This is a genomic window from Pseudomonas fluorescens (genome assembly GCF_902497995.1).
GTDB lineage: Bacteria > Pseudomonadota > Gammaproteobacteria > Pseudomonadales > Pseudomonadaceae > Aquipseudomonas > Aquipseudomonas fluorescens_BK.
The window spans coordinates 241,483-263,447 of the sequence record NZ_CABVII010000004.1; the positions used below are offsets into that span (position 1 = coordinate 241,483).

Here is a 21,965-nt window from a genome sequence, read left to right on the forward strand (position 1 = left end):
GTTGCGCCTGGTAGATCGCTTTCGCGAGCAAGCCCGCTCCCACAGGTTCTGTGCTGATCACAAATGTTGTGACCGACTCAAACCCTGTGGGAGAGTTGATCACAAATGTTGTGACCGACTCAAACCCTGTGGGAGCGGGCTTGCTCGCGAAGGGGTCAACCCGATCTAGAGCCAGTCTCAGCCCTTGAGTACCCGCGCCAACGTCGACGTCACCGTCCCCATCCCGTCCCGCAATGCCTGCTCGATCTCGGCCATGCTGATCACCGCCGTCGACTTGCCTGCCGCCGGGTTCACCACCAGCGCCAGGCAGGCGTAATCCAGCTCCAGCTCACGGGCCAATGCCGCTTCCGGCATCCCGGTCATGCCGACGATGTCGCAACCGTCGCGCTCCAGCCTCTCGATCTCGGCGGCGGTTTCCAGCCGTGGCCCCTGGGTGCAGGCGTACACACCCTGACTGGCAAAGCCAACGTTCTCGGCCACCAATGCCGCGATTAGCCGCTGACGCAGGGCTTCGCTGTAGGGAGAGCTGAAATCGATGTGGGTGACCTGTTCGAGATTATCGGCGAAATAGGTGTGCTCGCGACCGCTGGTGTAATCGATCAACTGATGCGGTACGCACAAAAACCCGGTGTCCATCATGGGGTGAATGCCGCCCACGGCAGTGACCGCGAGAATCGCCTCGGCACCGGCCTGCTTAAGCGCCCAGAGGTTAGCGCGGTAGTTCACCCGATGCGGCGGGATCCGGTGCGGATGACCGTGGCGCGCGAGAAACAGCACGTCCTTGCCGGCGTACTCACCGACCTGCACCTCGGCCGACGGCGCACCGTAAGGCGTATCCACCGCCAGTGACTGACGAATGTCCAGGCCTTCGAGCCGGGTCAGGCCGGTGCCACCGATGATCGCGTAAACCGTCATGGGCAAAGTCCTCAATCAATCAGTTGAGCTTCTCTGAGCGCGCCGACAGCGGCCAGCCAGCGCGGGTCCTGGCGATATTCGATGTTGGCGAAGGCCTGGCCGCGCATCCGCGCAATGCGTTGCGACGGTTTGACTTTCAGGCGCTGGGCGGCGCTCAGCGCGAGCTCGGCGGCGGCGCGGTCGTTGCACACCAGGCCCATGTCGCAACCGGCCGTCAGCGCCGCTTCGATACGACTGGCGGCATCGCCAACCACATGGGCACCCGCCATCGACAGGTCGTCACTGAAGATCACACCGTCGAACTGCAACTCGCCACGCAGTATGTCCTGCAACCAGCGACGGGAGAAACCGGCAGGCTGGGCATCGACCTGCGGGTAAATGACGTGGGCCGGCATGACGGCGGCCAGTTGCTTGCTCAAGCGGGCGAACGGCACCAGGTCGTTGGCGCGAATATCATCGAGGCTGCGCTCATCGTTGGGGATGGCCACGTGGGAGTCGGCCTCGGCCCAGCCGTGGCCGGGGAAGTGTTTGCCGGTGGCCGCCATGCCAGCGCTGTTCATGCCACGGATGAAGGCACCGGCCAGCAAGGCCGCGCGCTCCGGGTCACCTTCGAACGAACGCGTGCCGACCACGGCGCTGCGCTGGTGATCCAGGTCCAGCACCGGGGCGAAGCTCAGGTCGAGGCCGACCGCCAGCACTTCGGTGGCCATGATCCAGCCGCACTGCTCGGCCAGGTACTCGGCATTCGGGTTGTCGGCAATGGCACGCATGGCCGGCAGTCGCACGAAGCCCTGGCGCAAACGTTGCACCCGACCGCCTTCCTGGTCCACTGCCAGCAGCAGATCAGGCCGAATGGCGCGGATCGCGGCACTCAATTCACGCACCTGGCGCGGGTGTTCGATGTTGCGCGCAAAAATGATCAGGCCACCCACTTCGGGTTGACGCAACAATTGGCGATCTTCGGCCGTCAGCCAGGTACCGGCGACGTCCACCATCAACGAGCCTTGCAGGCCAGCAGTCATAGGGATTCCTTGATAACGATAAACCCGGCTCGCACGCATTGGTCACCCCGGGTGATAGCCCGGTTGGCGAAAACAATGGGGTGCAGGTTCGAAACGAGAGTCGGCATGGGCGCCCAGCTTAGCGGATGTCCGCTGCCGCGCCCACCCGTGTGCGGTCAAACCTTGGCGGCAAAGGGTGTCGATTTGCTACGCGGACGCAGCTGCGCGGTCGCCATGGCCGTGTCGGTCACGCCGGTTTCGGCACGCATGCCGGCCGCCAGAAACGGCACCATCAGCCGCATGACCTGCTCGATGGAGGTGTTGACGCCGAAGTCGGTCTCGGCAATCGCGCGCAAGGCCTTGATCCCCGACATGCTGAACGCCGCGGCACCGAGCATGAAGTGCACCCGCCAGAACAGTTCGATCGGTGGAATCCGCGGCGCGGCCTCGTTGACCAGCGTCATGTAGCGGCGAAACACCTTGCCGTACATGTCTTCCAGGTAACGCCGCAAATGGCCCTGGCTCTGACTGAAGGCCAGACCCAGCAAGCGCATGAAGATAGACAGATCGTTGCCGCTGCGTGGCTGCACCACCAGGGCCTGCTCGACGAGGATTTCCAGCAGCTCTTCAAGGGTCGGCTTGTTATCCGGCTTGGCCTGGCGCCGCTCCAGCTCTTTGTCGAGGCTGATGCAGAACGGCCCGAGAAAGCGCGAGAAGACCGCCTGGATCAGCGCCTTCTTCGAGCCGAAGTGATAATTCACCGCCGCCAGGTTGACCCCGGCCTTGCTGGTGATCAGACGCAACGAGGTTTCGGCGAAACCTTTCTCCGCGAACAATTGCTCGGCAGCATCGAGAATGCGTTCAACGGTTTCCGACTGGGCCATGGCTACTCCGCCTGACAAACACTTGTTTGAAACATACGTTTCAGTCCCAGCCTTGTCAAGTCTGGCGGTTCGTTTCGGGAATGGTCGGTCAGCTATTTAACCATACATCGGTGAAGCTTTAATCAGCCGGTTGATCGACCGCCTGGCGGCCAGCAAAAAAAGGGGCATTGCCAAGGTCGTTCCACTGTATATAATCCCAGTCACTGTATAAAAAGACAGAGCGATCAATATGCTAAAGCTGACGCCACGCCAAGCAGAGATTCTGGCCTTCATCAAACGCTGCCTAGATGACAACGGCTACCCGCCGACCCGCGCGGAAATCGCTCAGGAACTGGGTTTCAAGTCGCCCAACGCGGCCGAAGAACACCTCAAGGCACTGGCCCGCAAGGGCGCTATCGAGATGACCCCGGGGGCCTCCCGCGGCATCCGCATCCCCGGTTTCGAAGCCAAGGCCGACGAATCCACCCTGCCGATCATTGGCCGTGTGGCGGCCGGCGCGCCCATCCTCGCCCAGCAGCACATCGAGGAATCCTGCAACATCAACCCGACCTTCTTCCATCCGCGCGCCGACTATCTGCTGCGGGTCCATGGCATGAGCATGAAGGACGTGGGTATTTTCGACGGCGACCTGCTGGCCGTCCACACCACCCGTGAAGCCCGCAACGGCCAGATCGTGGTCGCGCGGATCGGCGACGAAGTGACCGTCAAGCGCTTCAAGCGCGACGGCAGCAAAGTCTGGCTACTGGCCGAAAACCCTGAATTCGCCCCAATCGAAGTGAACCTGAAAGATCAGGACCTGGTGATCGAAGGCTTGAGTGTCGGCGTGATTCGCCGCTAAAGGAGGCTTTATGCAGTTCCCACATACACCACAGCAAGCCCAGTTGCCGTTGTTCGAGGCGTTCTTGATGCAGCCGTTGGCGCCGATCCTGAAAGAGGTCGAGTCGCCTTGGAATGCCGAACCGGACGTCTTCAGCGAGCTGTCACTGCGTGGTGCGACCGGGAACTGCCTGAACCTTCTGGCACCGATCCTCAGGGAATTGAGCGAGGACCAGGACGCTCGCTGGCTGACCCTGATCGCCCCGCCCGCCAGCCTGACCCAGGCCTGGTTGCGCGATGCCGGCCTGAATCGCGAACGCATCCTGCTGCTGCACCCCCGTGGCACCCAGAGCGTTCATCGACTGACCTGCGAAGCCCTGCGCCTGGGCCGTAGCCATACGGTGGTCAGCTGGCTCAACCCGCTGAGCACAGCCTCACGGCAACAGTTGATCAGCGCCGCCCGGACCGGGGATGCGCAGAGCCTGAATATTCGACTGGGTTAGCTGATAAACGGGGTACGCGCGCAGAAGCGCGGGGCTTCTCCAGGGATAGAGAAGCCGATCTGCAGAGGTATCCGCAATAAAACGACGGACGGGATCAATGAAGAATCCGCGACCCCTGATCCGGTTCAAATTCACCTTCAACCAGGCGTCCGGCCATCTGAACGCCGACGCTCAACATCGCCTTGGCGACTTCCACGTGCTGGCCTTGCAGGAACGCCTTGGCATCCTCAGAGAAATCCAAAGTAACCAGGGAACCCTCGTCCTCGGCCCTGCGCAGTTCGATACGGCCGTCTGGTAACTCGACAATTTCTAAAAAGGACGTTGGCATAAAGATGAGTTCTCCAAGAAAGGCGGGGATTATATAGGCATCTTCCCGGCTTCGCTCGGGATCTTCACCAGATGTCATCACTCAGAGAAATTTCCCACAACACGCTTCCCTGAGCGAAACACTGGTCAGATACTCAGTGTTTCAGCACTCGTTCAACCCTTCGCGAAACCGGATCGCCAGGCCCTTGAGGTTCTGACGCCAGCGCTCCAGCTCTTCCCGACTCAATTCCTGAGGCGCCTGTTCTTCATCCAGGTTAACAGCCAGGATCAGCGGCTGGGTTACATCGCCTTTAGGTTTGTGCGGGGCCCGTGGCGGCTGAAACAGCGCCGCATGGGCGGCCAGCAGCCGGGCCAGCCAGGTTTCCGGGTTCTGCGCCAGTTCGACCATCTCGGCCATTTCAGGGATGGCGATGGCTTCCAGCACTTCCCGGGTCAGCAGCATCTCCGCCCGGGGCGCATTGGCCTGGGGCAAGCGATAGAAGCCGGCGATTTCATGACATAACCCCAGCAACGCGCCATACAGGTGAAACAACGCCGATTCGCGCCCGGCCTGAATCAGCGCCAGCGAGTTCATCGCCCGCCCCTCTTCGGCGCTGGCAAGCGCTTCCAGTGACAGGCCGGCGAAATAAATCTTCTGGTTGGTACGGGTATAGAGTTCGTGGGCCATGACGGCAGCCTCCACAACGAAATAATTGCTTCACGCAGGTCAGACAGTGTCGTGGATCACCTGCGCCTCCCGCAAGCACAAAACAAAAAGCCGCATGAACACCCGAAGGTGGTCATGCGGCCTCGAGTGCCGAGAGCGCTCGCTCCGCTCGCTGTAGGAGCCAGGCTTGCCGGCGAAGAACGATAACGCGGTATTACAGTTACACCGCGGCGCCTGGTTCGCTGTAGGAGCCAGGCTTGCCGGCGAAGAACGATGACGCGGTATTACAGTTACACCGCGGCGCCTGGTTCGCTGTAGGAGCCAGGCTTGCCGGCGAAGAACGATGACGCGGTATTACAGTTACACCGCGGCGCCTGGTTCGCCGGCAAGCCTGGCTCCTACAGGTTCAAGCCTTGGCGGCTTTTGCCGGGCGTTTGTCTTCTACCGTCCACTTGCCGCCGTCGTAGTACGCCTTCCAGCCAGTCGGCTTACCCTCGACTTCAGTCTGCACGTACTGCTCCTTGGTCTTGCGGCTGTAACGGATCACAGTTGGCAGGCCGTCCGGATCTTTCTTCGGTGCTTCGCACAGGAAGTGGTACTTCGGATCGATCTCATCCTTGTGCGGCACGATTTCCAGCACCAGCGGCGCACGGGTCTCGCGGTTTTTCGGGAACTGGCTGGCCGCCAGGAACAGCCCGGAAGCCCCGTCGCGCAGGATGTAGGTGTCGTTGACCTTTTCGCATTTCAGCTCAGGCATCTTCACCGGATCCATCTTCGGCGGCGCCGCGTCACCGCTTTTCAGCAGTTTGCGGGTGTTCTTGCAGGTCGCGTTGGTGCAGCCGAAGAACTTGCCGAAACGGCCGGTCTTGAGTTGCATCTCGCTGCCGCACTTGTCGCATTCCAGGCTCGGACCTTCATAGCCCTTGATGCGATAACTGCCCTCTTCGATTTCGTAGCCGTCGCAATCCGGGTTGTTGCCGCAGATGTGCAACTTACGCTTCTCGTCGAGCAGGTAAGCGTCCATCGCCGTGCTGCAGATCGGGCAACGATGCTTGCCACGCAGCACCAGCGACTCCGACTCACCCTCGTCGTCCGCGGCGATTTCATCGCCCGGCACCAGGTTGACGGTGGCCTTGCAGCGTTCTTTCGGCGGCAGGCTGTAGCCCGAGCAACCGAGGAACACGCCGGTCGATGCGGTACGAATCTGCATCGGACGAGCGCAGACCACGCACGGGATGTCCGTCATCACCGGCTGGTTGGCGCGCATGCCGCCTTCGGGGCTTTCGGCTACTTCGAGCTTCTTCTTGAAGTCGCCGTAGAACTCGTCGAGCACGTTTTTCCAGTCGCGTTCGCCCTGGGCCACGTCATCGAGGTTCTCTTCCATGCCGGCGGTGAAGCCGTAGTCCATGAGATTGGAGAAGCTCTCGGCCAGGCGCTCGGTGACGATGTCGCCCATCTTTTCCGAATAGAAGCGACGGTTGTGCAGCGCCACGTAGCCGCGGTCCTGGATGGTCGAAATGATCGCGGCGTAGGTCGAAGGACGACCGATGCCGCGTTTTTCCATTTCCTTGACCAGGCTCGCTTCCGAGTAACGCGCCGGCGGCTTGGTGAAGTGCTGGGTCGGATCAAGCTTGATCAGCTCCATCGCATCGCCCTGGGCCATGTCCGGCAGCACGTCGTCATCGCCTGGCTTGGCGATCTGCGGCATCACGCGGGTGTAACCGTCGAACTTGAGGATGCGGCCCTTGGCCCGCAGCTCGAAGTCGCCGGCACCGACGGTGACCGTGGTCGACAGGTATTTTGCCGGCAGCATCTGGCAGGCGAGGAACTGGCGCCAGATCAGCTCGTAGAGCCGCTCAGCGTCACGCTCCATGCCCGACAGCTTGCTTGGCTCGGTATTGGCGTCGGAGGGACGAATCGCTTCGTGAGCCTCTTGTGCGCCTTCCTTGCTGCTGTAGACGTTCGGGTTTTCCGGCAGGTACTTCTTGCCGAATTCGCCTTCAATATAAGTGCGCGCCATCGTCACGGCATCAACCGAGAGGTTGGTGGAGTCGGTACGCATATACGTGATGTAGCCGGCTTCGTACAAACGCTGGGCCATCATCATGGTTTTCTTCACGCCGAAGCCCAGGCGGTTGCTCGCGGCCTGTTGCAGGGTGGAAGTAATGAACGGTGCCGATGGCTTGCTGCTGGTCGGCTTGTCTTCGCGCTTGACGATGCTGTAGCTGGAAGCCTTGAGCTTCTCCAGCGCGGCCATGGCCTGGGCTTCGTTGAGCGGCTTGAAGGCTTCGCCTTTCTCACGGGCCACGTCGAAGCGCACGGTGGCGCCCTTGGCAGTGCCGAGGTCGGCGTGAACTTCCCAGTACTCTTCCGGGTTGAACGCGCGGATTTCACGCTCACGCTCAACGACCAGCTTCACGGCCACCGATTGCACGCGACCGGCGGACAGGCCACGGGCGACCTTGGCCCACAGCAGCGGCGACACCATGTAACCGACCACGCGGTCGAGGAAACGCCGCGCCTGCTGGGCGTTGACCCGGTCGATGTCCAGCTCGCCCGGCTTGGAGAAGGCTTCCTGGATCGCCTTCTTGGTGATTTCGTTGAACACCACGCGCTTGTAGCGGCTGTCGTCACCCCCGATGGCTTCGCGCAGGTGCCAGGCAATGGCTTCCCCCTCGCGATCCAAGTCGGTTGCGAGATAGATGGTGTCAGCATCCTTGGCGAGCCGGCGCAGCTCTTCGATGACCTTTTCCTTGCCCGGGAGGATCTCGTACTGGGCTTTCCAGCCCTGATCGGGATCGACGCCCATGCGCGAGACCAGCTGCTTGCGCGCTTTCTCTTTGGGCGTGAGTACCGGACCTTCACCCGCGGCGGCCTTGCCGCGCTTGGCGGCAGGCTCTTTGCTGGCGCTAGCCGAACCGCTGGTGGGCAGGTCTCGGATATGGCCGATACTCGACTTCACCACGTATTCGTTGCCCAAATACTTGTTGATGGTCTTGGCCTTAGCCGGGGATTCCACAATGACCAGCGATTTGCCCATGGATCAGAAAATTCCTGAATTCTAGAAGTGAAAGGCGGTTGGCGCCTGACGCGGCACCGCTATATATAGTGGCTACAAGGTGAGGTCAAGCGCAGGGTTGTGCGCGCACTCAGCTTATGGCTTGGAAAAAAGGCTCGGTTCGGCTTGCACCAAAGCAAAGCGCGGGACCTGTTCGCCGTCAACCTCGACCGACTCCAGGAACATGCTCAAGGGACGCACCCAAAAGCCGTAATCGCCATACAGGGCTCGGTAGAAGACCACTTCCTCTTCGGTTTCCGAATGCCGCGCGGTGCTGAATACGCGGTACTGCGGACCTTTGTAATGCTCGTACAGACCCGGTTGTATCGGCATGGCTTGGCCCTCGCTCAAATCTTTTCAAAATAAAAAATAAAAAAATCCGCAAAAACAAAAACCGGGGCACTTGGCCCCGGCTTCCTTCAACGAAACGCTTAAACGCGTTCGAAGACGGTGGAGATGCCTTGGCCGAGACCAATGCACATGGTAGCTACCCCGAAGGTGCCGCCATTCTGCTTCATCACGTTCAACAGGGTGCCGGAGATCCGTGCACCGGAGCAACCGAACGGATGACCCAGGGCGATCGCGCCGCCGTGCAGGTTAACCTTCTCGTTCATCTTGTCGAGCACTTTCAAATCTTTCAGCACCGGCAGGGCCTGTGCGGCGAACGCTTCGTTGAGCTCGAAGAAGTCGATATCGTTGATGCCAAGGCCTGCGCGCTTCAATGCTTTCTGGGTGGCCGGTACTGGACCATAGCCCATGATCGCCGGGTCCACACCTGCCACGGCCATCGAGCGAATCACCGCAAGGGGCTGGATCCCCAGGTCCTGGGCACGCTGCGCCGACATCACGATCATGCACGAAGCACCGTCAGTGATCTGCGACGACGTACCGGCGGTCACGGTGCCGCCCTTGGGGTTAAACGCTGGCTTCAACGCCGCCAGGCTTTCCAGGGTAGTTTCCGGACGAATGGTTTCGTCGTAGTCGAACAGTTTCAGGAAACCGTTCTCGTCGTAGCCCTGCATCGGGATGATTTCGTCCTTGAACTTGCCTTCCACCGTCGCCTTGTGGGCGAGCTGGTGGGAGCGCAGGCCGAAAGCGTCCTGTTGCTCGCGAGTAATGCCGTGCATCTTGCCGAGCATTTCCGCAGTCAGGCCCATCATGCCCGAGGCTTTCGCCGCGTACAGCGACATGTGCGGGTTCGGATCGACACCGTGCATCATGCTCACGTGGCCCATATGCTCGACGCCGCCCACCACGAACACGTCACCGTTGCCGGTCATGATCGCTTGCGCGGCAGTGTGCAAGGCGCTCATCGACGAGCCACACAGGCGGCTGACGGTCTGGCCGGCAGCGGTGTGCGGGATCTGCGTCATCAGGGACGCCATGCGGGCGATGTTCCAGCCCTGCTCCAGGGTCTGGTTCACACAGCCCCAGATCACGTCTTCGACTTCGTTCGGGTCGACCTTGACGTTGCGTTCCAGCAATTTGCTGATCAGGTGCGCCGACATGTCTTCGGCGCGGGTGTTGCGGTGCATGCCGCCCTTGGAGCGGCCCATCGGCGTACGACCGAAGTCGACAATCACGACGTCTCTAGGATTCAAGCTCATAAAATTTCACTCTCGCTCTAGTGTGGGGCGCTTAACCGAAGAACCGTTGGCCGTTCTTGGCCATTTCACGCAGTTTCGCGGTCGGGTGGTACAGCGCGCCCAAATCAGCGTACTGGTCAGCCAGGGCAACGAACTCGGCCACACCGATCGAGTCGATGTAGCGCAGCGCACCGCCACGGAATGGAGGGAAACCAATGCCGTAGACCAGACCCATGTCGGCTTCGGCAGCGGTTTCGACGATGCCGTCTTCCAGGCAGCGCACGGTCTCCAGGCACAGCGGGATCATCATCCAGTTGATGATGTCTTCGTCGCTCACTTCACGCTGCTCGAACACGATCGGCTTGAGCACTTCCAGCACCGACGGATCGGCGACTTTCTTCTGCTTGCCCTTCTTGTCGGTCTCGTAGGCGTAGAAGCCCTTGCCGTTCTTCTGGCCCAGGCGCTTGGCTTCGTAGAGCACGTCGACGGCTGAACGACGGTCGTCTTTCATGCGGTCCGGGAAACCTTCAGCCATCACATCGCGACCGTGGTGGCCGGTGTCGATGCCGACCACGTCCATCAGGTACGCCGGGCCCATCGGCCAGCCGAATTTTTCCATGACCTTGTCGATGCGGACGAAGTCCACACCGGCGCTGACCAGCTTGGCGAAACCGCCGAAGTACGGGAACAGCACGCGATTGACCAAAAAGCCCGGGCAGTCATTGACCACGATCGGGTTCTTGCCCATTTTCTTGGCGTAGGCCACGGTGGTGGCGACGGCCAGCTCGCTGGACTTCTCGCCACGGATCACTTCCACCAGGGGCATCATGTGCACCGGGTTGAAGAAGTGCATGCCGACGAAGTTTTCCGGACGCTTGAGGGCCTTGGCCAGCAAGGTGATGGAAATGGTCGAGGTGTTGGACGCGAGGATGGTGTCCTCTTTGACCTGGCCTTCCACTTCAGCCAGCACGGCTTGCTTGACCTTGGGGTTCTCGACGACGGCTTCGACGACCAGGTCGACGTGACCGAAGTCACCGTAGGACAGGGTCGGACGAATGCCGTTGAGCACTTCGGCCATTTTCGCCGCGGTCATGCGACCCTTGTCAACGCGGCTCACCAGCAGCTTGGCGGCTTCAGCCAGGCCTTGCTCGATGCCGTGCTCGTTGATGTCCTTCATCAGGATCGGCGTCCCTTTGGAAGCCGACTGATACGCGATACCGCCACCCATGATGCCGGCGCCCAATACGGCAGCCTGCTTCACGTCCCTGGCGATTTCGTCGTAGGCCTTGGCCTTTTTCTTCAGCTCCTGATCGTTCAGGAACAGACCGATCAAGCACTGCGCAGCAGAGGTCTTGGCCAGTTTGACGAAACCTGCAGCCTCGACTTCCAGCGCCTTGTCGCGACCGAAGTTCGCGGCTTTCTGGATGGTCTTGATCGCTTCGACCGGCGCCGGGTAGTTCGGGCCAGCCTGGCCTGCGACGAAACCTTTGGCGGTTTCGAACGACATCATTTGTTCAATGGCGTTGAGCTTGAGCTTTTCCAGCTTCGGCTGACGCTTGGCCTTGTAGTCGAATTCGCCGGAGATGGCGCCCTTGACCAGGGTCAGTGCGGCTTCCAGCAGTTTCTCCGGGGCGACCACGGCGTCGACGGCACCGACTTTCAGTGCGTCTTCAGCGCGGTTTTCCTTGCCGGCGGCAATCCACTCGATGGCGTTGTCGGCACCGATGATGCGCGGCAGGCGCACCGTACCACCGAAGCCCGGGTAGATGCCCAGCTTGACTTCCGGCAGGCCGATCTTGGCGGTATCGGCCATGACGCGGTAGTCCGCCGCCAGGCACATTTCCAGGCCGCCACCCAGGGCGATGCCATTGATCGCGGCGACAGTCGGGACATTCAGGTCTTCGAAATCGCTGAAGATCCTGTTGGCTTCGAGGTTGCCTGCCACAAGCTCGGCATCGGGCAGCTTGAAGTTCTCGACAAATTCGGTGATGTCGGCGCCGACGATGAACACGTCCTTGCCACTGCTGACGATCACACCCTTGATCGAAGCATCTGCCTTGATGGTGTCCACGGCCTGACGCAGTTCGTTCAGGGTTAGACGGTTGAACTTGTTGACGGACTCACCCTTGAGGTCGAATTTCAATTCGACGATGCCACTTTCAAGAGCCTTAACCGTGATGGCTTTACCTTCGTAAATCATCAACTGATCTCCACGATATGGAAGCTGAACAGTACACGTCGGACGCAGGCAAATGGCTCGGCAGGGACGGTTATCGTCAATGCTACGCCCATCCACCCGGCACACCCGCCAACGCGATAGTCGGGATTCTGTAGGAGCGATCTTTAATACAAACGCTCAATTCATACGCCCGTTTGATTTGGGTATGCCACCTTCACGGAATTTCCGACAATTGTCAATCGCCCAAAATGCGGGTTGAAGCGCGACTTTACGGTCACTTCCGTACCACGAAGACCTGCAACACGCGGATGCATATGCGGCCATTGATAGGATCAATTGTTAGAAAAGTCGCCCTAATCCGCGGCAGGCTGCGTTTAACGGGCTACGCTGGGGGAGTCGAGGAAGATTTTTCAACGCTGGGGGTGAATACCCGGCGCAAGATCAATGCAACAAAGAATTTCCGGCCTGCCTGGCCAACTTCCGCCCGATGATGATGTCGGGCTTTTTATTGCCTGCTCGCCAGGCGAACGGAGTGGCTTTTCGCACGACCCCCTGTAGGAGCGAGGCTTGCCCGCGAAGGCGGCCTTGAGCCTTGCACCACCTATGAAGACGCCTTCGCCGGCAAGCCTGGCTCCTACGGCGAAGGCGGCCTTGAGCCTTGCACCGCCTATGAAGACGCCTTCGCCGGCAAGCCTGGCTCCTACGGCGAAGGCAGCCTCAAGCCGTGCACCGCCCATGATGACGCCTTCGCCGGCAAGCCTGGCTCCTACGGCGAAGGCGGCCTTGAGCCTTGCACCACCTATGAAGACGCCTTCGCCGGCAAGCCTGGCTCCTACGGCGAAGGCAGCCTCAAGCCGTGCACCGCCCATGAAGACGCCTTCGCCGGCAAGCCTGGCTCCTACGGCGAAGGCAGCCTCAAGCCGTGCACCGCCCATGATGACGCCTTCGCCGGCAAGCCTGGCTCCTACGGCGAAGGCAGCCTCAAGCCTTGCATCGCCCATGAAGACGCCTTCGCCGGCAAGCCTGGCTCCTACGGCGAAGGCAGCCTCAAGCCGTGCACCGCCCATGATGACGCCTTCGCCGGCAAGCCTGGCTCCTACGGGGGGGGGGGGGCGGGGTTCAGGCGAGGGCTTTGAGGGTGGCGTCGATTTGTTGCAAGACGCTGGATTCGCCCTTCTCGCCCCAGTACAAGGTGATCATCTGCTTGTCCGCCTCGACCTTGTAGACATTGGCCGGCAATTTTTCGAAATGATTGAGCAGAGCAGGATCCTCACAGACCTCCTGCCACTGATTCACCCACAGCCCCGGGGATTTTTGCCAGTAGCTCCAGCAGGCTGGCTGATTGCCGCGCCGCGGCCTATGGTACTGGGCGCACGGGCTCGGCGGCTCCGGACTGAGCCAGTGTGGCCACTCCTGAGGCGCCAGTTGCATGGCCAAACCGATGCGTCGCGCCTCCATCCGCAGGGCCATGCGCCCGCTCTGCCCATGGGACGGCCGCAACCATGCCAGCGGGCTCAGGACCACTAACAGGATTGACACCACTATCCAGACCGTCATATCTGTACTCCCGTTTTCAAATGCATCGTTTTCAAATGCACCGTTTTCAAATGCATCGTTTCCAAATGCACCGTTTTTAAATGCATCGTTGTTGCATTGTTTCTGAATGCACCGATTTTAAATGAGCGCGCCAGGTCACTTTGAAACCAATGTGCTTGAAACCAGCCATACTTACCCTTAATGCAACCCTCAGGAGGAGCACCTCATGCCCTACAACCACATCCTGGTCGCTGTAGACCTGACCGAAGAGTGCGACCCTGTCATCCACCGCGCTCGCGAGCTATCGTTGAGCAACGGCGCCAAGCTGTCCCTGGTGCACATCGTCGAGCCGATGGCCATGGCCTTTGGTGGTGACGTGCCGATGGACCTGTCCCAACTGCAACAACAGCAGTTCGATCAGGCCCGGGAGCGTCTGGACCGACTTATCATCAAGTATCCGGAGCTCTCCAAGGAATACAGCCACCTGACCTACGGCCAGCCCCGCCAGGAGATTCACCACCTGGCCAAGGAGCAAGGGTGCGACATGATCGTGGTCGGCAGTCACGGCCGGCATGGCCTGGCACTGCTGCTGGGTTCCACCGCCAATGACGTGCTGCACGGCGCGCCGTGCGATGTGCTTGCGGTGCGCCTGCAAAACAAAAGCTGACAACCCATTTCCACTGTGGGAGCGGGCTTGCTCGCGAAAGCGGTGTGTCAGGCGACATCAATGTTGAATGACACACCGCTTTCGCGAGCAAGCCCGCTCCCACATTGGATCTGCGACGGCTTGTGGATCGTGTTGCATACGAAAAGCCCGGCGCTCATCACTGAAACGCCGGGCTTTTTTATCGCGGGATCAATCAGGCATCCAGCTCGGCCCAGCGCTCGACCATGACGTCGAGCTCAGCATTCAACTGCTCCAGCTGCGCAATCACCGCAGCGCTCTCGGCCGCCGGACGCTGATAAAACCCGGCATCCGCCATCTGCGCTTCAACGGCAGCGATCTGCTGTTCCATGGCTTCGATCTGCCCCGGCAAGGCTTCCAGCTCACGCTGCACCTTGTAGCTGAGCTTTTTCTTGGCCACCGGCGCTTCTACCGCAGCCACCGGCGCCGGTTCAGCCGTGACCACCGCAGAGGTCAGGTCGGCCTTGCCGGATTTGCTCTCGGTCACGCCCAGCAGGCGCGGCGAGCCGCCCTGGCGCAGCCAGTCCTGGTAACCACCGACGTATTCGCGAACCTTGCCTTCACCTTCGAAGACCAGGGTGCTGGTGACCACGTTGTCGAGGAATGCCCGGTCGTGACTGACCATCAGCACGGTGCCGTTGAAGGTCAGCAAGACCTCTTCCAGCAGTTCCAGGGTTTCAACGTCGAGGTCGTTGGTCGGTTCGTCGAGCACCAGCAGGTTCGCCGGCTTGCTGAACAGTTTCGCCAGCAACAACCGCGCACGTTCACCGCCGGACAGCGCCTTGACCGGCGTGCGGGCACGCTGCGGGCTGAACAGGAAGTCGCCGAGGTAGCTCAGCACGTGGCGGCTCTGGCCATCGATATCGATGAAGTCGCGACCTTCGGCCACGTTGTCGATCACGGTCTTTTCCAGGTCCAGCTGATGGCGCAACTGGTCGAAGTAGGCCACGTCGATGCGCGTCCCCTCCTCCACGGTGCCGCTGGTAGGCTGCAGGCCGCTGAGCATCAGTTTCAGCAGGGTGGTCTTGCCGGTACCGTTGGCGCCGAGCAGACCGATACGGTCGCCGCGCGTCAGGACCATCGAGAAGTCCTTGATCAGGAACGGGCCGCCCGGGTGAGCGAAGCTCACGTTCTCGAGGACCATCACCTGCTTGCCGGACTTGTCGGCGGTGTCCAGCTGAATGTTGGCCTTGCCGGTGCGCTCACGACGCTCGCTGCGCTCCACGCGCAGGGCTTTCAGGGCGCGCACGCGGCCTTCGTTACGGGTGCGACGCGCCTTGATGCCCTGGCGGATCCAGACTTCTTCCTGGGCCAGTTTCTTGTCGAACAGCGCGTTGGCGGTTTCTTCAGCGGCCAGCGAGGCCTCTTTGTGCACCAGGAAGCTGGCGTAGTCGCCGTTCCAGTCGATCAGGCCGCCGCGATCCAGTTCGAGGATGCGGGTGGCCAGGTTCTGCAGGAAGGAACGGTCGTGCGTGATGAACAGCACGGCGCCCTGGAAATCCTTCAGCGCTTCTTCGAGCCAGGCAATGGCACCGATGTCCAGGTGGTTGGTCGGCTCGTCGAGCAGCAGCAGGTCCGGCTCGGACACCAGGGCCTGGGCCAGCAGCACGCGACGACGCCAGCCGCCGGACAATTCGGCGAGGGTCTTGTCGGCCGGCAACTGCAGACGGCTCAAGGTGCTGTCGACCAGTTGCTGCAAACGCCAGCCGTCACGGGCTTCGAGGTCGTGCTGGACGTGCATCAGTTTGTCCAGGTCGGCGTCGGTGACGATGTTCTGGCTCAGGTGGTGATACTGCGCGAGCAGCTCGCCGACACCGTCCAGGCCTTCGGCCACCACGTCGAACACGGTCCGCTCGTCGGCTACCGGCAATTCTTGCGGCAATTCGCCGATCTTGAGGCCGGGCGCGCGCCAAACGGAGCCGTCGTCAGGCTTCTGGTCGCCCTTGACGAGCTTCATCATGCTGGACTTGCCAGTGCCGTTGCGGCCGATGATGCACACCCGCTCACCACGGGCGATCTGCCAGGACACCTTGTCCAACAACGGCATAGCGCCGAAAGCAAGGGACACATCGCTGAATTTGAGCAGGGTCATGAGCTTCTCCAAAAACCGGGCGCGCATTCTACCTGACTTGAGGCTGCAGAAGGCCGGCAATTTCACCTGGGCGACACTCTGCAGGACAAATGTTGCGAGTTGATGCCGCGAGACCGGCAAAGCTTTCGCCCGTTGCTGGCAAACAGCTAAGCTACAGGCAATTCAGCGCGGGCAATGCTTGCGCTTGTCATGATTTCTCTGCCCGGACGTCTCATGCGCAGTCGCCTTTTTAGTCTTTTGTCCTGTTTTCTTCTTGCTGCCACCGTCGTCCACACCGCCCAGGCCGTGGATTTGTCCACCCAGCGCCAGTATTACGATGAAGCCAAGCGCGCCCTGGCCAAGGGCGACACCGGTCCGTATTTCAGCTACCGCCAGGCCCTGAGCGATTATCCGCTGGAACCTTACCTGGCCTATGACGAGCTGACCGCGCGCCTGAAATTCGCGAGCAATGCCGAAATCGAGAAATTCCTCGCCGAACACGGTGACCTGCCCCAGGCCAACTGGATGAAATTGCGCTGGTTGCGCTGGTTGTCCGAACGCGGCGACTGGGCGACCTTCGTCAAGTATTACGACCCGAAGATGAACTTCACCGAGCTGGACTGCCTGAACGCGCAGTACCAGATCACCCATAACCAGAAAGCAGAAGGTTACGCCAACGCGCAAAAACTCTGGCTGACCGGCAAATCCCAACCCGCCGCCTGCGACACGCTGTTCGGCATCTGGGCCGCCGAAGGCCAACTGACCGAACAACGACGCTGGGAGCGCACCAAGCTCGCGGCCCAGGCGCGCAACTACCCGCTGGCCAACAGCCTGGTCAACGGTCTGACCACCCTCGCCCCGCGCGGCCGCCTGTTGGTGGAAGTGGCGCAGAAACCCGAGCTGCTCAACGACCCGGCACGGTTCATTCCGGCCGATGAGCCGATGTCCGACGTGGTCAGCCTGGGCCTGCGCCGCCTGGCGCGGCAGGACCCTGACCGGGCGATGCAGATGCTCGATGGTTACGCCAGCAGCATGCACTTCTCCCGCGACGAAAAAGTGGCGATCGCCCGGGAAATCGGCCTGTCCCTGGCCAAACGGTTCGACCCTCGCGCGCTGGACATGATGACCAAGTACGACCCGGAACTGCGCGACAACACCGTGTCGGAATGGCGCATGCGCCTGCTGTTGCGCCTGGGCCGCTGGGACGATGCCTACCAGTTGAGCCGCCGCCTGCCGCAAGACCTGGCGACGACCAACCGCTGGCGCTACTGGCAGGCGCGCAGCCTGGAACTGGCGCAGCCCCAGAGCCCGGAAGCACAGACGCTCTACAAGGGCCTGGCCCGCGAGCGTGATTTTTACGGGTTCCTGGCCGCCGATCGCTCGCAGTCGCCCTACTCGCTGAACAACAAACCGCTGGTGCTCAGCCAGGCACTGATCAACAAGGTGCGCAACACCCCGGGCATCCGTCGGGCACTCGAGTTCCACGCCCGCGGGCAAATCGTCGACGGTCGTCGCGAGTGGTACCACGTCAGCCGCCACTTCAGCCGCGATGAAATGGTCGCCCAGGCGAAACTGGCCTATGACCTGAAATGGTATTTCCCGGCGATCCGCACCATCAGCCAGGCGCAGTACTGGGACGATTTGAACATCCGCTTCCCGATGGCCCACCGCGAAACCCTGGTGCGTGAAGCCAAGGTCCGTGGGCTGCACTCGAGCTGGGTGTTCGCCATCACCCGCCAGGAAAGCGCCTTCATGGACGACGCCCGCTCCAGCGTCGGCGCCAGCGGCCTGATGCAGTTGATGCCCGGCACCGCCAAGGAAACCGCGCGCAAGTTCAGCATTCCGCTGGCCTCGCCGCAGCAGGTGTTCGACCCGGACAAGAACATCCAGCTCGGCGCCGCCTACCTGAGCCAGGTCCACGCCCAGTTCAACGGCAACCGCGTCCTCGCCTCCGCCGCCTACAACGCCGGCCCCGGCCGCGTGCGCCAGTGGCTGCGCGGCGCGGATCACCTGAGCTTCGACGTGTGGGTGGAAAGCATCCCGTTCGACGAAACCCGCCAGTACGTGCAGAACGTGTTGTCGTATTCGGTGATCTACGGCCAGAAGCTCAACTCGCCACAGCCGCTGGTGGATTGGCATGAGCGGTATTTTGACGATCAATGATGTCGGCGCCCCTACGGCCTGAAGTTGCAGGTTGCCCTGCAACATAGAATCTCCCACAGAAATCGCTGCCACACACGAATATTGTGCCCGGCGCAAAACCCTGTAGGAGCGAGGCTTGCCCGCGAAGAGGCTGTGTCAGTCGACATCGATGTTGACTGTCCCGCCCTCTTCGCGGGCAAGCCCGCTCCCACAGAATCGCGGCCATGCACACATATCGCCCGACGCAAAACCCTGGAGCTGCCGTAGACTGCGATCTTTTGATCTTGCTTTGAGCCGTAAACAAAACGTCCGCTTCGATTGAAGCGGGCATTTTTCAAGATCAAAAGATCGTCCGAACGCGGCCCGACCTGCGGCAGCTCCTAAGCCGATCCGGATCGTGCCGCAGCCTGTTTGCCTAGTTCCGTGAGGCGGTATCGTTGGGCCGGGCTGTTAGGCGAATCAGGGTTTGTCATTTCGATCAAATCTGAAGCCAATGCCGGCTTGAGGTAGTTAACCCGGAAGGTCGCCCTGTGTGCCAATCCGACCTCTTCCATCAACTCGCTGACCTTCATCGGCCCCCTTCCAAGGAGCGACCAAAGCAGCCTCGCTACTTGGTCGGTTACTTGGTCGGTTACTGGTTCGCTCTGGGCCGCCTCCCTAAGGGCGAGACTCAATGCCTGCAGCATAAACTCGACAAAAGGCGTCGATTCCGCCAACTGATCGGCCGCCGACAATGCCCCGTAATAAGCGTCCTGCTGCTCTCGAATCACCGCCTCGACCGGCAAATAAGCCAACACCGGACGCCACTGACTGAGGATCAAGGTCTGCCAAAGACGCCCCATGCGTCCATTGCCGTCGGCGAACGGATGGATGAATTCGAACTCGTAATGGAAGACGCAACTGATGATCAGCGGGTGCCAATCAGAAGCGCCAAGCCAGGCCAACAGATCATCTATCAAATGCGCAACGCGACTGGGAGGCGGCGCCATATGAACCAGTTGCTCGCCCCGGTAAATACCCACACCGGCTCGGCGGAACGGCCCAAAGTCGTCGATCAAACCGTGCTTCAACAATTTATGAGCCTGCAGCAAGTCCGCTCGGCTGCTTGGCTGCCAATCCGGCATCGCCTCGTAGGCCGCAAAGGCATTGCGCACTTCCTGGATTTCCCGAGGCAACCCCAGCACTCGCTGCCCCGCGAGCACAGCAGTCACCTGCTCGATACTGAGGGTATTGTTCTCGATGGCCAAGGACGCCTGAATCGTCCGAATCCGGTTGCCGCGCCGCAGTTGAGGCGTCTGCCGACGATCATCCACAGCCGACAGCTGACCGATCTGTTCACTGATCTCGGCGATCAACGCCAGTATTCTGGTGGTCAGGGTCAACGGTGGTTGATAACGGCTCATATCCTCATCCAGGCTCGCAACTGAGGCCGCCATAATGCCCGAACGCGGCCAGATTTATTAATCTCGTTCACCGCCACCCCGTAGGAGCCAGGCTTGCCGGCGAAAGCGGTCTGTCAGCCAACACCTTCACTGAATGTGCCACCGCCTTCGCCGGCAAGCCGGCTCCTACACGGGTTCTTTGCCGGGCTCGGATTCAGCCTTCCCATCACTGAACTGCAACGCCGCCAACCGCGCATACAGCGCATTGCTCGCAATCAACTCCTGATGCGTCCCCACCGCCACCAGCTTCCCCTGATCCATCACCGCGATCCGGTCGGCGTTTTTCACGGTGGCCAGGCGGTGGGCGATGACCAGGGTGGTGCGGTTTTTCATCAGGCTGGGCAGGGCCTGCTGGATCAGGTGTTCGCTCTGGGCATCGAGGGCGCTGGTGGCTTCGTCGAGCAGCAGGATCGGGGCATCCACCAGCAGCGCCCGGGCGATGGCCAGGCGTTGGCGCTGGCCGCCGGACAGGCCGAGGCCGGCATCACCGAGGTGGGTCTGGTAACCGTTGGGCATGGCCTCGATAAAGTCATGGGCGTAGGCGATTTTTGCCGCGTCCTTGACCTGGGCCAGGGTCGCCGTCGGGTTGCCGTAGCGGATGTTCTCTTCGATGCTGCCAAAGAACAGTGCCGGGCTTTGCGAGACCAGGGCAAAGCAGCGGCGCAGGTCCAGCGGGTCGAGTCGCGTCAGGGGGATGCCGTCGAGCAGGATGCAGCCTTCGGCGGGATCGTAAAAGCGCAGCAGCAGGTCATACACCGTCGACTTGCCGGCCCCGGACGGTCCGACCAGCGCCAGGGTTTCGCCGGCATTGATCGTCAGATTCAAGCCATCGACGGCGTAGCTTTCCGGGCGCGACGGGTAGGAAAAACGCAGGTCCTGCAGCACCAGGTCGCCCTTGACCCGTTCCGGCAAGGTCACCAGGCCGGTGGTCGGCGGCTGGATGATGTTTTCCGAGCGCAGCAACTCGGCAATCCGCTCGGCGGCGCCAGCGGCGCGCTGCAATTCGCCGATCACTTCGCTCAAGGTACCGAACGCGCTGCCGACGATCAGGCTGTAAAACACAAAGGCCGCCAGTTCACCGGCGGAGATGCGCCCGGCAATCACATCCATGCCACCGACCCACAGCATCACCCCGACCGCGCCCAGCACCAGCACGATCACCAGGGTAATCAGCCAGGCGCGCTGGAAGATGCGTTTGCGGGCGGTGTCGAATGCCTGTTCCACGGTCACGGCAAAGCGCTGTTCGTCCTGCGCCTGATGGTTGTAGGCCTGCACGGTCTTGATCTGGCCCAGGGTTTCAGAGACGTAGCTGCCGATATCGGCAATCCGGTCCTGACTCAGGCGCGACAGGCTGCGCACGCGCCGGCCGAAAATCAGGATCGGCGCGATCACCAGGGGCAAGGCGATCACCACAATGCTGGTGAGCTTGGGGTTGGTGATGAACAGCAGGACGATCCCGCCGATCACCATCAACAAATTGCGCAGGAACAGCGACAGCGATGAGCCGATCACCGATTGCAGCAAGGTGGTATCGGCCGTCAGGCGCGACTGGATCTCGGAGCTGCGGTTGTCTTCGTAGAACCCCGGGTGCAGGTAAATCAGGTGGTTGAACACCTGGCGGCGGATGTCCGCGACCGCGCGCTCGCCGATCCACGACACCAGGTAAAACCGCGCGAACGTGCCGATCGCCAGGCCGAGCACCAGCAGCAGGAACAGGCCGATGGACTGATTGAGCAAGTGCGGCGACTGGGTCATGAACCCCTGGTCCACCACCAGGCGAATGCCCTGCCCCATGGACAGGGTGATGCCGGCCGTGACGACCAAGGCGAGCAAGGCGCCGAGGGCCGGCCAACGATACGGCGCGAGAAAACGACTGGCCAGGCGAAACGCACGGCGTTGACGAGCAGAGAGCATCAGGATCATCCCGGTACGCGATAGAGCCATTAATCGGGCCAGCCTACACCGCTCAATGGGGCGGCAACGGTGTAAATCACAATGAGTCGGTTTAATTATGACCGCAATGTCTAGTACCTAGACGGTATTGGTCTAAAGTTCGGGTGGCAAGACCGCAGTATTTCTGGTGGACTGATAAGGCCGCCCAGAATGATCGCAGGGAGTTGTCACAGCCCGGTCACCTGGCGGTTCTACAGTAAGCACACAACCTGATGAGGAGA

At 61.1% G+C, this 21,965-nt stretch carries 18 protein-coding genes; 4 read left to right on the forward strand and 14 right to left on the reverse strand.

The window, feature by feature from the left end; all coding sequences use genetic code 11:
* Nucleotides 1-177: 177 nt before the first annotated feature.
* From F8N80_RS06845 to F8N80_RS06855, 3 genes are all read right to left on the reverse strand, one after another.
* Nucleotides 178-915 carry an S-methyl-5'-thioinosine phosphorylase gene (locus tag F8N80_RS06845; RefSeq protein ID WP_150783527.1) on the reverse strand — a complete coding sequence of 246 codons (738 nt, stop codon included), beginning with the start codon at nt 913-915 and terminating at the stop codon, nt 178-180.
* A gap of 11 nt (nt 916-926) precedes the next feature.
* Nucleotides 927-1,925, reverse strand: a complete 999-nt coding sequence (nagZ, locus tag F8N80_RS06850; protein ID WP_191632873.1) for a beta-N-acetylhexosaminidase — start codon at nt 1,923-1,925, stop codon at nt 927-929.
* 167 nt (nt 1,926-2,092) lie between these two features.
* Nucleotides 2,093-2,800, reverse strand: coding sequence for a TetR/AcrR family transcriptional regulator (locus F8N80_RS06855; RefSeq protein ID WP_150745331.1), 708 nt, complete (start codon nt 2,798-2,800; stop codon nt 2,093-2,095).
* A 229-nt stretch (nt 2,801-3,029) separates the two neighbouring features.
* Here F8N80_RS06855 and lexA point away from each other — a divergent pair, with 229 nt between their 5' ends.
* Together lexA and sulA are read left to right on the forward strand one after the other, a co-directional pair.
* On the forward strand, nt 3,030-3,638 hold the full coding sequence (lexA, locus tag F8N80_RS06860; protein ID WP_150783528.1) for a transcriptional repressor LexA: 609 nt from the start codon (nt 3,030-3,032) through the stop codon (nt 3,636-3,638).
* A 10-nt stretch (nt 3,639-3,648) separates the two neighbouring features.
* Nucleotides 3,649-4,119 (forward strand): SOS-induced cell division inhibitor SulA, encoded by a 471-nt coding sequence (sulA, locus tag F8N80_RS06865; protein ID WP_150783529.1) that lies wholly within the window; start codon nt 3,649-3,651, stop codon nt 4,117-4,119.
* 94 nt (nt 4,120-4,213) lie between these two features.
* On the opposite strand, the gene F8N80_RS06870 is transcribed toward sulA, so the two are convergent.
* The 8 genes from F8N80_RS06870 to F8N80_RS06910 form a co-directional block, all read right to left on the reverse strand.
* Nucleotides 4,214-4,447: a hypothetical protein gene (locus F8N80_RS06870; RefSeq protein ID WP_128870876.1), complete on the reverse strand. Its 234-nt coding sequence runs from the start codon at nt 4,445-4,447 to the stop codon at nt 4,214-4,216.
* A 141-nt stretch (nt 4,448-4,588) separates the two neighbouring features.
* On the reverse strand, nt 4,589-5,113 hold the full coding sequence (locus F8N80_RS06875; protein WP_150745334.1) for a DUF6586 family protein: 525 nt from the start codon (nt 5,111-5,113) through the stop codon (nt 4,589-4,591).
* Between the two features lie 385 nt (nt 5,114-5,498).
* Nucleotides 5,499-8,132: a type I DNA topoisomerase gene (gene topA, locus F8N80_RS06885; RefSeq protein ID WP_150783530.1), complete on the reverse strand. Its 2,634-nt coding sequence runs from the start codon at nt 8,130-8,132 to the stop codon at nt 5,499-5,501.
* A gap of 114 nt (nt 8,133-8,246) precedes the next feature.
* Nucleotides 8,247-8,483, reverse strand: a complete 237-nt coding sequence (locus F8N80_RS06890) for a DUF1653 domain-containing protein (RefSeq protein WP_150783531.1) — start codon at nt 8,481-8,483, stop codon at nt 8,247-8,249.
* Between the two features lie 98 nt (nt 8,484-8,581).
* The gene (gene fadA / locus F8N80_RS06895) at nt 8,582-9,757 is read right to left on the reverse strand and encodes an acetyl-CoA C-acyltransferase FadA (RefSeq protein WP_150783532.1); all 1,176 of its coding nucleotides are present in this window, start codon (nt 9,755-9,757) and stop codon (nt 8,582-8,584) included.
* A 31-nt stretch (nt 9,758-9,788) separates the two neighbouring features.
* On the reverse strand, nt 9,789-11,936 hold the full coding sequence (gene fadB, locus F8N80_RS06900; RefSeq protein WP_150783533.1) for a fatty acid oxidation complex subunit alpha FadB: 2,148 nt from the start codon (nt 11,934-11,936) through the stop codon (nt 9,789-9,791).
* 389 nt (nt 11,937-12,325) lie between these two features.
* Nucleotides 12,326-12,982 carry a hypothetical protein gene (locus F8N80_RS06905; RefSeq protein WP_150783534.1) on the reverse strand — a complete coding sequence of 219 codons (657 nt, stop codon included), beginning with the start codon at nt 12,980-12,982 and terminating at the stop codon, nt 12,326-12,328.
* Nucleotides 12,983-13,034: 52 nt separating this feature from the next.
* Entirely contained in the window at nt 13,035-13,472 is a 438-nt protein-coding gene (locus tag F8N80_RS06910; RefSeq protein ID WP_150745340.1) for a hypothetical protein, read from the reverse strand.
* Nucleotides 13,473-13,677: 205 nt separating this feature from the next.
* Between F8N80_RS06910 and F8N80_RS06915 the strand changes: the two genes are divergently transcribed.
* Nucleotides 13,678-14,118, forward strand: coding sequence for a universal stress protein (locus tag F8N80_RS06915; RefSeq protein WP_150745341.1), 441 nt, complete (start codon nt 13,678-13,680; stop codon nt 14,116-14,118).
* A 193-nt stretch (nt 14,119-14,311) separates the two neighbouring features.
* Here the strand turns inward: F8N80_RS06915 and F8N80_RS06925 are convergent, their stop codons facing one another.
* Nucleotides 14,312-16,228 carry an ATP-binding cassette domain-containing protein gene (locus tag F8N80_RS06925; RefSeq protein ID WP_150745342.1) on the reverse strand — a complete coding sequence of 639 codons (1,917 nt, stop codon included), beginning with the start codon at nt 16,226-16,228 and terminating at the stop codon, nt 14,312-14,314.
* A gap of 213 nt (nt 16,229-16,441) precedes the next feature.
* On the opposite strand from F8N80_RS06925, the gene F8N80_RS06930 reads away from it, so the two are divergent.
* The gene (locus F8N80_RS06930; protein WP_150783535.1) at nt 16,442-18,370 is read left to right on the forward strand and encodes a transglycosylase SLT domain-containing protein; all 1,929 of its coding nucleotides are present in this window, start codon (nt 16,442-16,444) and stop codon (nt 18,368-18,370) included.
* A gap of 359 nt (nt 18,371-18,729) precedes the next feature.
* Here F8N80_RS06930 and F8N80_RS06940 read toward each other — a convergent pair whose 3' ends face one another.
* Nucleotides 18,730-19,752, reverse strand: coding sequence for a Fic family protein (locus F8N80_RS06940; protein WP_150783536.1), 1,023 nt, complete (start codon nt 19,750-19,752; stop codon nt 18,730-18,732).
* Between the two features lie 165 nt (nt 19,753-19,917).
* Nucleotides 19,918-21,714, reverse strand: coding sequence for an ABC transporter transmembrane domain-containing protein (locus F8N80_RS06945; protein ID WP_191632874.1), 1,797 nt, complete (start codon nt 21,712-21,714; stop codon nt 19,918-19,920).
* Nucleotides 21,715-21,965: the final 251 nt, after the last annotated feature.